The 11,440-nt window shown below is 68.1% G+C and carries 9 protein-coding genes; 7 read left to right on the top strand and 2 right to left on the bottom strand.

The genetic code is table 11. The features are described from left to right. Positions 1-22: 22 nt before the first annotated feature. The 7 genes from Q0632_RS01245 to Q0632_RS01215 all read left to right on the top strand — a co-directional run bounded on the left by Q0632_RS01245 (position 23) and on the right by Q0632_RS01215 (position 9,458). On the top strand, positions 23-1,717 hold the full coding sequence (locus Q0632_RS01245; protein ID WP_298923508.1) for a long-chain fatty acid--CoA ligase: 1,695 nt from the start codon (positions 23-25) through the stop codon (positions 1,715-1,717). A gap of 42 nt (positions 1,718-1,759) precedes the next feature. Continuing rightward, entirely contained in the window at positions 1,760-2,929 is a 1,170-nt protein-coding gene (locus Q0632_RS01240) for an acyltransferase (protein WP_298923506.1), read from the top strand. Positions 2,930-3,078: 149 nt separating this feature from the next. Further along, entirely contained in the window at positions 3,079-4,083 is a 1,005-nt protein-coding gene (locus Q0632_RS01235; protein WP_298923504.1) for a catalase, read from the top strand. Between the two features lie 109 nt (positions 4,084-4,192). Next, on the top strand, positions 4,193-5,713 hold the full coding sequence (locus Q0632_RS01230) for an ATPase domain-containing protein (protein ID WP_298923502.1): 1,521 nt from the start codon (positions 4,193-4,195) through the stop codon (positions 5,711-5,713). A 1-nt stretch (position 5,714) separates the two neighbouring features. Beyond that, positions 5,715-7,424 (top strand): response regulator, encoded by a 1,710-nt coding sequence (locus Q0632_RS01225; RefSeq protein ID WP_298923500.1) that lies wholly within the window; start codon positions 5,715-5,717, stop codon positions 7,422-7,424. A 64-nt stretch (positions 7,425-7,488) separates the two neighbouring features. Continuing rightward, complete coding sequence (locus tag Q0632_RS01220) at positions 7,489-8,601, top strand: mandelate racemase/muconate lactonizing enzyme family protein (RefSeq protein ID WP_298923498.1); 1,113 nt, start codon at positions 7,489-7,491, stop codon at positions 8,599-8,601. A gap of 2 nt (positions 8,602-8,603) precedes the next feature. Further along, entirely contained in the window at positions 8,604-9,458 is an 855-nt protein-coding gene (locus tag Q0632_RS01215; RefSeq protein WP_298923497.1) for an ion transporter, read from the top strand. Here Q0632_RS01215 and Q0632_RS01210 read toward each other — a convergent pair. Both Q0632_RS01210 and Q0632_RS01205 read right to left on the bottom strand, forming a co-directional pair. After that, on the bottom strand, positions 9,455-9,844 hold the full coding sequence (locus tag Q0632_RS01210) for a DUF488 domain-containing protein (RefSeq protein ID WP_298923495.1): 390 nt from the start codon (positions 9,842-9,844) through the stop codon (positions 9,455-9,457). The two genes, Q0632_RS01215 and Q0632_RS01210, sit on opposite strands and share 4 nt — an antisense overlap. Further along, positions 9,841-11,178: an NAD(P)/FAD-dependent oxidoreductase gene (locus Q0632_RS01205; protein ID WP_298923493.1), complete on the bottom strand. Its 1,338-nt coding sequence runs from the start codon at positions 11,176-11,178 to the stop codon at positions 9,841-9,843. Before Q0632_RS01205 ends, Q0632_RS01210 begins: the two co-directional genes overlap by 4 nt. Positions 11,179-11,440 lie beyond the last annotated feature (262 nt).

The raw sequence follows: 11,440 nt of genomic DNA, 5'->3' as shown, positions 1-11,440 counted from the left end.
CCGCACATTCCGGAGACATCTCTTGCCGCGTCCGCACCACAAGTTCTGGCCCAAGCGCCTGCCCCACTCCATCACGCCGCCGCAGACCTCGCTGTGGGACAACCTGGCCATCAACGCGCTGCGTTACCCGACCAAGCCGGCACTCGTGTTCTTCGGCCGCAGCTTCAGCTATCCCGAGCTGGTGCGCCAGGCCGAGCGCCTGGCGGCCCGCCTGCACGCCCTGGGCGTGCGCAAGGGTGACCGCGTCCTGCTGGACATGCAGAACTGCCCGCAGCTGCTGATCGCGCACTTCGCCATCCTGCGCGCCAACGCCGTGGTGGTGCCGGTCAACCCCATGAACCGGGCCGAGGAGATCAAGCACTACATCACCGACCCCGACGCCCGCGTCGCCATCACCACCGCCGACCTGGGAGCGGAGATCGCCAAGGCCAGCGACGCGTTGCCGGAGAAAGACCGCCTGCAGCACATGCTGGTCACCCAGTTCACCGACGCCTTCGACGCCGACGTGGCCGGCGACAACGCGCCGCCGCAGGCCTGGCGCGACTGGCTGCTCACGCGCCATCCACTGCCGCAACTGGCCGGCGGCACGGTGCACAGCTGGACCGACGCGCTGGACAACACGCTGCCCTTGCCGCCGCTGGAGGTGGGCCCGGCCGACCTGGCCATCCTGCCTTACACCAGCGGCACGACCGGCCTGCCCAAGGGCTGCATGCACACCCACGCCAGCATCATGCACAACGCGGTGGCCAGCAGCGCCTGGGGCAACGCGACGGCAGAAAACATCACTTTGCTGGTCGTGCCCATGTTCCATATCACCGGCATGGTCAGCCTGATGCACGCCAACATCTACACCGGCACCACGCTGGTGATGATGCCGCGCTGGGACCGCGACCTGGCCGGCCGTCTGATCTCGCGCTGGAAGGTCACCAGCTGGACCAACATTCCCACCATGGTGATCGACCTGCTGGGCAGCCCCGACTTCGACAAGTACGACCTGTCCAGCATGGTCTACATCGGCGGCGGCGGTGCCGCCATGCCGCAGGCCGTGGCCCAGCGGTTGTTCGAGCAGTTCGGCCTGCGCTACGCCGAGGGCTATGGCCTGACCGAGACGGCCGCGCCCTCGCACACCAATCCGCCCGATGCCACCAAGCAGCAGTGCCTGGGTGTGCCCTTCATCAGCTGCGACGCCCGTGTGGTCGACCCGGAGACGCTGCAGGAGCTGCCCGCCGGCGAGCAGGGTGAGATCGTCATCCACGGGCCCATGGTGTTCCAGGGCTATTGGAAAAACCCCGGCGCCACGGCCGCGGCCTTCTTCGAGCTCGAAGGCAAGCGCTTCTTCCGTTCGGGCGACCTGGGTCGCGTCGACGAGGACGGCTACTTCTTCCTGACCGACCGCCTCAAGCGGATGATCAACGCCTCGGGCTTCAAGGTCTGGCCGGCCGAGGTCGAGGCCCTGATGTTCCGCCACCCCGCCATCCAGGAAGCTTGCATCATCTCGGCCAGGGACAGCTACCGCGGCGAGACCGTCAAGGCGGTGGTGGTGCTGCGCGCCAGCCACAAGGGCCAGGTCAGCGAGCAGGACATCATCGGCTGGTGCCGCGAGAACATGGCGGTCTACAAGGTGCCGCGCATCGTGCAATTCGTCGACGCCCTGCCCAAGAGCGGCAGCGGCAAGGTCATGTGGCGCAGCTTGCAGGAGGACGAAGCCAGGACGTGAGACAGCAAGACGAATGTAAGCTTGAGACTACACTCTCAAGCTATGGCGGTTAACCCTCATCAGCAGCTCGCGGCCAGAGCCGCGCCTCCGACGCATCTGCCGTGGCTCGACGGATTGAGGGGGATCGCGGCGCTTTGGGTGTTGCTCCATCACACCTTCATCCTCGTCGGTGGACGGGGGATGCCCATCCTGTCATGGGGGAAGTTGGCGGTGGATTTGTTCATGATCCTTTCGGGATTTTTGATGGCGCACCACTACTTGCTGCGGCGTGTTTCGCGCCCCTGGGAGGATGCGGCAACATGGCGGGATTTCTGGGCGCGGCGCTGGTTTCGGATCTCGCCTCTGTACTTCGTGCTGCTGACTGCCGCGCTGCTGCTCGGGCCGTTCATCGGAACGCAGCGGGATCTGATTGCGCAAGTCTGGCCGGCAACTGCGACGGCAGCCGCGCGGTACAACGATTCGTCATGGACCAACGTGCTGATGCACGTTAGTTACTTGTTTGGCGCGTTTCCAAACTACGCATTCAGGACCGCACTGCCAGATTGGTCAATCGGTCTTGAAATGCAGTTCTACCTGGCCTTTCCCTTCCTGATGTTGGCCATGCATTGGTTCGGTGCATTGCGCGCTGGAGCGGTGTTGATCGCGGTCTGCCTGGGTCTGCGCTGGGCGTTCCCAGACTTTTTCCGCTCTTTTCCCATGCCTTCGTTTTTGCCCTTGAAACTCTACGTCTTCATCATCGGCATTTGGATGGCGCTGGCCCTGGCTGCGACATCGCCACGCAAGTACCTGCTTGCGTCGGTCTCAGTGAGTGTGCTGTACGTTGGCTTGGAGCGCTCGACGGAAGCTGTTGGCCGCGTGTTTGTTGTGCTGGCGCTGTTCTACATGGTGCTGCGGAGCGCCAGTGCCATCCGTAACCGGATCGCAGCAATGCTTTCCAGCCGACTCGCGCGGTTCATGGGCGACACCTCCTATGGCTTGTACCTTCTGCACCTGCTGATCGTCATTCCAGTAGCCGGGTGTCTGTCCACGGTTCCGCAATTTTTGGCTCTGCACCTTGCCGTGAGGCTGGTGCTGTGTGCTGTCATCGTCGCTGCACCGTCTTACCTTGGCGCCTGGGTGCTGTACAGGTTGGTCGAAACGCGGGGGATTGCCTGGGGCAAGAGGTTGCTTGCCAGTCCTCGAGTCACCGCTGCGGCGTCCATTTCTGGCTGAGTCCGCACAGGTCGTAACTCTGAGGCCGCGAGGCTTACCCGGTGTACCAAAGCGGGTAGGGTAGGCACGCGATGGCCGCGAAGCGCAGCTTGCAGGAGTCGCAGGCCGCGCCTTAGACTCGCCCACCCCCGCAAGGAGAACCGATGCCAATGCGCGCCCCAGCTCCGTCCAACGCGCCCAGCACCGGCTGGCGTGAGCAGATCGCCCCGAACGAACAGGCCCTCTACGCAGGCTATGCCGAGCAGTTCGCGCAGATCCAGAGCGCCAGGTCGCAGCGCTGGGGCCAGGGCCGCACCCTGCACCGCAAGCAGCTGGCCGCCGCCCACGGCAGCCTGGAGGTGCTCGACGGCCTGCCCGAATGGGCACGCCACGGCCTGTTCGCCAATACCGGCGACCACGAGGTCTGGGTGCGGCTGTCCAACGGCGGGCTGGACCGCGCCGCCGACCGCAAGCCCGATATCCGCGGCCTGGCCTTGCGGGTGTTCGGTGTGGACGGGCCGTCGGCGCTGGGCAACGGGCCGGCGCGCAGCCAGGACTTCACCCTGATCAACCAGGAGGCCTTTGCCTTCGACGGCAGCGCCGAGTTCGTCGCGTTCGTCGCCGCCGCGGCGCAGGGCAACGGCGCCCTGCTCAAGCACCTGGTGCGCCGTTATGGCCTGCTGGGCGCGCCGCGCCAGCTGGGCAAGATGCTGAAGGTGGCGGCCAAGACCTTCTCCGGCTTCGCCACCGAGCCGCTGTTCAGCGCCGTGCCCATGGCCAACGGGCCCTATGCGGCGCGGGTGCGCCTGCTGCCGTCCGCCTCCAATGGCCAGGCCGCGGCCGGCGCCAAGGCCGACTGGGCCGCCGACTTCGCCGGGCGCCTGCGCCGCCAGCCGCTGCACTGGGACCTGCAGCTGCAGTTCTTCGCCAGCGAACAGCGCACGCCGATCGAGAACGCCTCGGTCAACTGGGACACGCCTTATGTCACGGTGGCCCGGCTGATGCTGCCGCAGCAGGACACGGCCTCGGCCGAAGGCCAGGCGCTGGCGCAGCAGCTGGAGGCCGCGGCCATCGACCCCTGGCAGGCACTGGCGGCGCACCGGCCGCTGGGCGACGTGCAGCGCGCGCGCAAGGCCGTGTACTTCGCCAGCCAGCAGGGCCGCGGCGCCGCCTGAGCGTCGCGATCGCGTGGTCGCGCGGCCCGCCAGCCCATCTGTCGGTTGTCTCCTACAGGGGGCCTGTGGCTTTGCCACTAGCATCGGGACGCCTATAGCCCACCCAACGATGACCACCACGCCGACGCCCGTTCCCCTTGGTCCCGATCAGGAGCGCGCCTCCACCGGCATTGCCGGCCTGGACAACGTGCTCGGCGGCGGCCTGCCGGCCCGCCACCTCTATCTCATTGAAGGCACGCCCGGCGCCGGCAAGACCACGCTGGGCCTGCAGTTCCTGCGCCGCGGGGTGGAGCAGGGCGACAGGGGGCTGTACATCACTCTGTCGGAGACCGCCAGCGAGCTGCGCACCGTTGCCGCCTCGCACGGCTGGTCGCTCGAAGGCCTGGACGTGTTCGAACTGGTCACCGAGGAGGGCCTGAGCCCCGACGCCGAGCAGACCATCCTGCATCCTGCCGAGGTCGAACTGGGCGAGACCACGCGCGGCGTGATGGCCGCGGTGGAACGCCTCAATGCCACCCGCGTGGTCTTCGACAGCCTGTCGGAGATGCGTTTGCTGGCGCAAAACCCGCTGCGCTACCGGCGCCAGGTGCTGGCGCTGAAGAATTTCTTCGCCCAGCGCGGCTGCACCGTGCTGATGCTGGACGACCGCAGCGCGGAGCACGACGACCTGCAACTGCACAGCATTGCCCACGGCGTCATCAACCTGGACGCGCGAGTCGACCAGTACGGCCCGGAGCGACGCAGCCTGCGCGTGATCAAGATGCGTGGCATCCAGTTTCGCGGCGGCGAGCACGACTTCAACCTCGAAACCGGCGGCCTGGCCGTCTTCCCGCGGCTGGTGGCGGCCGAGCACCGCACCCATTTCGAGGCCACCCTGGTGTCCACCGGCAACCCGCAGCTGGACAAGCTGCTGGGAGGCGGCCTGGCGCGGGGCAGCAGCACCTTGCTCAGCGGCCCTTCCGGCGTGGGCAAGACCACCACCGCCGTGGCCTGCGTGCTGGCGGCGTTGCAGCGCGGAGAGAGAGTCGCCTATTACCTGTTCGATGAAGGCCTGGGCACGCTGCTGATCCGCTCCAGGACCTTGGGCATGGACATCAGCGGCTACCTGGAAACCGGCCAGCTGCGCATCCGCACGCTGGACCCGGCCGAGGTCTCGCCGGGCGAGTTCGCCAACATGGTGCGCCACGCGGTGGAAGAGGACGGCGCCGGCACCATCGTCATCGACAGCCTCAACGCCTACCTGCAGGCCATGCCGGGCGACAAGTACCTGCTGCTGCAGATGCACGAGCTGCTGACCTACCTGAACCAGCGCGGCATCATCACCATGCTGGTGCTGGCCCAGCACGGCGTGCTGGGCGACATGCGCAGCGATATCGACCTGAGTTACCTGAGCGACGCCATCTTGCTGTTCCGCTTCTTCGAAGCCCGCGGCAGCCTGCTCAAGGCGGTCTCGGTGGTCAAGAGCCGCATCAGCGCCCACGAGCTGACCATCCGCGAGTTCCGGCTCGGCGCCGGTGGCCTGGAAGTGGGCCTGGCGCTGTCCGACTTCGAGGGCGTGATGTCGGGCATCGCCTCTTACAGGGGGCGCTCGCCCCTGCTCAGCGACGGCGATGTCGTGACGGCGGGCTGAGATGGAGCAACGGGTTCTGATCCATGCGCCGCGCGGCCGCGATGCCGGCGTGGTGCAACAGGTGATCGAGGTCCGCCAGAGCGTGTGCATCTGCGAGAGCGCGGGCGACCTGCTGCAGGCGCTGGACGAGGGTGCGGCGGCGGCCATCCTGACCGAGGAGTCGCTGGCGAACGCCGCGCTGGCGCAGTCGCTGGCGGCCTGGCTCACTGCCCAGCCGGCCTGGTCGGACTTCCCCTTCATCGTGCTGGCGACCAAGCAGTCGGGGCGGCGACCGGCGCACGCGGTGTCCAACCTGCACAGCCTGGGCAACGTCATCCTGCTGGAGCGGCCGCTCAACGCCGAAACTTTGCTCAGCGCCGCCGATGCCGCGGTGCGGGCGCGCCGGCGCCAGTACGTCACGCGCCAATACCTTGAGCAGATCGGGCGCAGCCAGACCGAGGTGGGGCGCCTCAATAGCCAACTGGAAGAGCGCATCCTGGAGCGCACGCGCGAGCTGGCCAGCGCCAACGACCGCCTGATGAAGGAGATCGCCGAACGCGAACGGGCCCAGGCCGCGCTGACCCAGGTGCAAAAACTAGAGGCCATCGGCCGGCTGACCGGTGGCATCGCGCACGACTTCAACAACCTGCTGCACGTGGTCAACATGAACCTGGAGCTGGTGTCCATCTACGCCCAGGAAGAGAAGGTCAAGCCGGTGGTCGAGCGCGCCAAGAGCGCGGCCAAGCGCGGCGCCAAGCTGACCAACCAGCTGCTGTCCTTCGCCCGCAACCAGTCGCTGCTGCCGCGGGTGACCGACGTCAACCGGCTGCTGACCGGCATGAAGGACCTGCTGGAGATCTCCGCCGGCTCGGCCGTGGAGGTGGTGCTGGATCTGGCCGAGGTGGTGGCGCCGGTGGTGCTGGACCCCAGCCAGCTGGAGATGGCGGTGCTGAACCTGGCGGTGAATTCGCGCGACGCCATGCCCCAGGGCGGCACCCTGACCATCTCCACGGGCGAGCGCTACCTGGAGGAAGCCGAGGGCGAGCTCAAGGCCGGCGACTACGTCATCGTGCGGGCGACCGACACCGGCGACGGCATCGCGCCCGCGCTGCTGGCCAAGGTGTTCGATCCCTTCTTCACCACCAAGCCGCTGGGCAGCGGCACCGGCCTGGGCCTGAGCCAGGTCTACGGCTTTGCCCGCCAGTCCGGCGGCCTGGCCTTCATCCGCAGCGAGGTGGGCCTGGGCACGACGGTGGAGATGCACTTCCCGGTGGCGCCCGACGACGTGCCCGAGCAGCCCGAGCCGCCGGCTTCGGCAGCGCCGCTGCGGCCGGTGATCCCCTACCGCATCCTGGTGGTGGAGGACGATGCCGACGTGCGGCGCGTCATCGTCGAGTGCCTGGGGCTGATTGGCTACAGCGTGGAGGAGGCGGCCAACGGCGTGCAGGGCCTGGAGGCCATCCGCGCCGCCAAGCCCGACCTGCTGGTGGTGGACTACGCCATGCCCGACATCACCGGCGCCGAGGTGATCTCGCGGGCCCGCGAGATGGTGGGCGACCTGCCCGTCATCATGGCCACCGGCTATGCCGACATGGCGGCGGTGGAGAGGCTGGCCGGCAAGCCCACCATCCTGCGCAAGCCCTTCGACATCAACACGCTGGGCGAAGCCGTGGCCAAGGCGCTGGAGGCGGTCGAGCGCGAGCGCAAGACCCTGGTGCTGGACGGCGCCTGAGGCCCGGGCGGGTGGCCGCTGCCTGCACTACCATGCGCTCTGGCCCCAACCAGAGGAGACAAGCTTGAAGATCAAGAACGTGGAACCCTTCATCCTGCATGTGCCGGTGACGGGCTCGCAGATCGCCGACAGCACGCACACCATCAGCCACTGGGGCGTGGTCGGCGTGCGCATAGCCACCGAGGACGGGCTCTCGGGCTACGGCTTCACCGGCACCCATGCCCACCTGCCGGGCGATCGCCTCATCACCCAGTGCATCGCCACCTGCCACGCGCCCCTGCTCGTGGGCGAGGATGCCAACGACATCAACCGCCTGTGGCTCAAGCTGGCGCGCAACCCGGCGCTGCAGTGGATAGGCCGGGCCGGCATCACCACCTTGTCGCAGGCGGCCATCGACATCGCCCTGTGGGACCTCAAGGCCAAGGCCGCGGGCGTCCCTCTGTGGAAGCTGCTGGGCGGCCAGGTGCGCGACAAGGTCCGCGCCTACAACACCGACATCGGCTGGCTGAGCATCGACGACGACAAGCTGGTGCAAGGCGCCCTGAAGGCGGTGGAGCAGGGCTTCACCGGCATCAAGATCAAGGTGGGCTCCACGGTGGAGCGCGACCTGCGCCGCCTGGAGGCGGTGCGCCACGCCATCGGCCCGGACGTGACTCTGGCGGTCGACGGCAACGGCAAGTGGGACCTGGCGACCTGCCTGCGCTTTTGCCGCGGCGCCGAGCCCTTTGACCTGTACTGGTTTGAAGAGCCGCTGTGGTACGACGACGTCAAGGGTCACGCGCAGCTGGCGCGCGCCACGCGCGTGCCGGTGGCCCTGGGCGAGCAGCTGTACACGCAGGACGCCTTCGCCGAGTTCTTCCACCAGGGCGCCATCCACTGGGTGCAGCCCGACGTGACGCGGATGGCTGGCATCACCGAGGTATTGCGGGTCTGCGAGACGGCCAACTCCTACCGCCTGCCGGTGGCGCCGCATGCCGGCGACATGAGCCAGGTCCACGTGCACCTGAGCTACGCCCACCCGGCCTGCCAGGTGCTGGAGTACATCCCCTGGATCAAGGACTGCTTCACCGACCCGGCCGAAGTGGTGGACGGCCACTTCCGCCTGCCCAGCGAGCCCGGCGCTGGCACCACGCCCACGCCCCAGGCTTGGGAGCGCTTCCGCCAGGCGGCCGCCTGAGCATGGCGACGGCGGGCCAGGACGAACTGGGACGGCCCGCCGGCGGCTGGCGGCTTGCGCTGCACAAGGTCATTTACGAGAGCGAGACGCCGGCCGGCCGGGCCTTTGACAAGGCCATCGTCGTGGCCATCCTGGTGAGCGTGGCGGTGGTCATCGCCGACAGCGTGCAGGGCTGGCATGTGCGCTGGCGCACCGGCTTCATCACGGTTGAATGGCTGTTCACCCTGCTATTCAGCATCGAGTACGTCGCCCGCCTGGTCAGCGTGCAGCGGCCGCTGCGCTATGCCTTCAGTTTTTTCGGCATCGTCGACCTGCTGGCCGTGCTGCCGACCTACCTGGCCCTGGTTTTCCCCGAGCTGCACGCGTTGATCGACGTGCGCATCCTGCGGCTGCTGCGCATCTTCCGCATCTTCAAGCTCACCGCCTATGTGGTGGAGTACCAGGTGATGGGCGCGGCGCTGGCCGCCAGCCGGCGCAAGATCCTGGTCTTCCTGTCGGCGGTGCTGATGGCGGCCCTGGTGCTGGGCACCTTGCTGTACGTGGTGGAGGGGCCGCAGCATGGCTTTGCCGACATCCCCACCTCGGTCTACTGGGCCATCACCACCATCACCACCGTGGGCTTTGGCGACATCACGCCAAAAACCGAGGCTGGCCGCTTCATCGCCTCGGTGATGATGCTGCTGGGATGGGGCACGCTGGCCGTGCCCACAGGCATCGTGACGGCGGAGATGACGGCGCGCCGCCACATGCGGGACTCGTCAGCCGCGCGCAGCTGCACGGCCTGCGGCGCCAGTGGCTATGGCAGCGAGGCGAATTTCTGCCAGCAGTGCGGCATGGCCTTGCCGCCGCAAGCCTAGGGCGCGATGTCAGCGCCGCGTTCGGCCAGCAGCTCGCGCAGCAGCGAGCGGTGGCAGCGGCTCTCGTTCTCGCAGTAGCAACCCGCCGAGAAATTGGTCTGCTGCGACATCGCGGCCAGCAGGTCGAGCGTGCGGCTGGCGTCGGCCTGGGCCATCTCGGCCTGGTACTTGCGGCGGAACACCGCCCAGGCCTTGTCGTCCTCAGCGGCCTTGCCCTGGGCCATCAACTCCGCGCTGGGCGCCAGGTTGGGAAACCACAGGTCGTACCAGTTGCCGCTGGCGAATTCGGTCTTGGGCACGCCGCGTGGTGGCCGCCGCACCGTGCCCAGGCGCAGGCCTTCGCCCGCGCGGCGGGGCGTTCCGAGTTGAACGATGGAAACGCTCATGGTGCCTCCCTGCGTTGCGGCTCGATGTTGCTGATGACGCGGGCGTAGCGCTGCTTGCTCCAGTAGGCCGAGGCCCAGTCGATCAGAACCACCAGCCGGTTGCGAAAGCCGATCAGAAACCAGATGTGGGCGAACAGCCAGAACAGCCAGGCAAAGTAGCCGCTAAAGCGCAGCGGGCCCAGCGGCGAGGCCAGGTCGACCACGGCCGAATTGCGGCCGATGGTGGCCAGGTTGCCGTAGTCGGCGTAGCGGAAGGCCGCTGTGCTCTGGCCGGCGATGCGGCGCAGGATGTTGGCCGCCGCCTGCCGGCCCATCTGCTTGGCGCCGGGCGAGACGCCGGGCACGGGCTTGGGCTCTTGGCCCGGCACGTGGCTGTGCGCTGCGGCCAGGTCGCCGACCACGCTGATCTCGGGAAAGTTGGGCAAGCTCAGGTCGGGCCCGACGATGACGCGGCCGGCGCGATCGAGCTGCGCACCGGTGGCGCCGGCGAGCTGCCGGCCCAGCACTGAGGCCGCCACACCGGCCGCCCAAATCACGCATCTGCTATCCAATCGATAGCTGCTCAAGCCCTTCCCCAGCGCTTCAGAGGCCGATTCGATCTCCAATCCGGCATTGTCGATGGCCATCACGCGGGCGCCGGTGCGGACCTCGACGCCCAGCTTTTCCAGCTGCTCGCGGGCCCGCTGGCTGAGCGACTCGGGCATGGTCTGCAGCACGCGCGCACCGCCCTCGACCAGCAGGATGCGGGCCTGGGCCGGGTCGATGCGGCGGAACTCGCCGGGCAAGGTGTGGCGCGCGATCTCGGCCAGCGTGCCGGCCATCTCCACCCCGGTGGGGCCGCCGCCGATGACCACGAAGGTCAGGCAGGCGGCACGCAGCGCCGGGTCCTCCTCTTTCTCGGCGGCTTCGAAAGCCAGCAGGATGCGGCGGCGGATCTCGAACGCATCGTCCAGCGTCTTGAGGCCCGGCGCGAAGGCGGCCCAGTCGTCGTGACCGAAGTAGCTGTGGGTGGAGCCGGCGGCGACGATCAGGTGGTCATAAGGCAGCAGCGCGCCGTCCTTGAGCCGCACGCAGCGGCTGTCCGCCTCGATGGCCACGGCCTCGCCCAGCAAGGTGGTCAGGTTGGCCTGCGTGCGAAACAGGTGGCGCACCGGCGCCGCGATGGCCGGCGCCGACAGGCCGGCGGTGGCAACCTGGTAGAGCAGGGGCTGGAACAGGTGGTGGTTGGTCTTGTCCACCAGCGTGATCTCCACATCTGCCCGGGCCAGCGCCCTGGCCGCCTCCAGGCCACCGAAACCACAACCGATGATGACGACGCGCGGTGTTTGGGCCATGCTGGAATCATACGGGCCACTGTCGAAGCCCCTCTTGGCATGCACCTCGCCTGCGCCAGCCGGTGTCCGGACTGCGGCCAACGGTCAGCGTGCCGCCTGGTCGGCGGCATTCCCTGGCAGCCTGGAAGATGCGCCACGCACTTCGAATCAACCGGTGCCGGGCGCACGGCGATGCCCGAAGGCCGCAGCCCGGGCACCGGCTGCCGCGAGGCCAACATTCCGGCGCGCTACCGGTGGTTTGCCACCATGCCAACCATGCAGG

The sequence above is a fragment of the uncultured Ramlibacter sp. genome (genome assembly GCF_936925435.1).
Lineage (GTDB): Bacteria > Pseudomonadota > Gammaproteobacteria > Burkholderiales > Burkholderiaceae_C > Ramlibacter.
The sequence above is the reverse complement of the archived record's forward strand: the minus strand, read 5'-3'. Positions and strand labels throughout refer to the sequence as shown.

What these genes read in the sequence shown, in the direction of transcription:
- Q0632_RS01240 (WP_298923506.1), top strand. Translation starts at nt 1,760, where the DNA reads ATGGCGGTTAACCCTCATCAGCAGCTCGCGGCCAGAGCCGCGCCTCCG.
- Q0632_RS01235 (WP_298923504.1), top strand. Translation starts at nt 3,079, where the DNA reads ATGCGCGCCCCAGCTCCGTCCAACGCGCCCAGCACCGGCTGGCGTGAG.
- Q0632_RS01230 (WP_298923502.1), top strand. Translation starts at nt 4,193, where the DNA reads ATGACCACCACGCCGACGCCCGTTCCCCTTGGTCCCGATCAGGAGCGC.
- Q0632_RS01225 (WP_298923500.1), top strand. Translation starts at nt 5,715, where the DNA reads ATGGAGCAACGGGTTCTGATCCATGCGCCGCGCGGCCGCGATGCCGGC.
- Q0632_RS01215 (WP_298923497.1), top strand. Translation starts at nt 8,604, where the DNA reads ATGGCGACGGCGGGCCAGGACGAACTGGGACGGCCCGCCGGCGGCTGG.
- Q0632_RS01210 (WP_298923495.1), bottom strand. Translation starts at nt 9,844, where the DNA reads ATGAGCGTTTCCATCGTTCAACTCGGAACGCCCCGCCGCGCGGGCGAA.
- Q0632_RS01205 (WP_298923493.1), bottom strand. Translation starts at nt 11,178, where the DNA reads ATGGCCCAAACACCGCGCGTCGTCATCATCGGTTGTGGTTTCGGTGGC.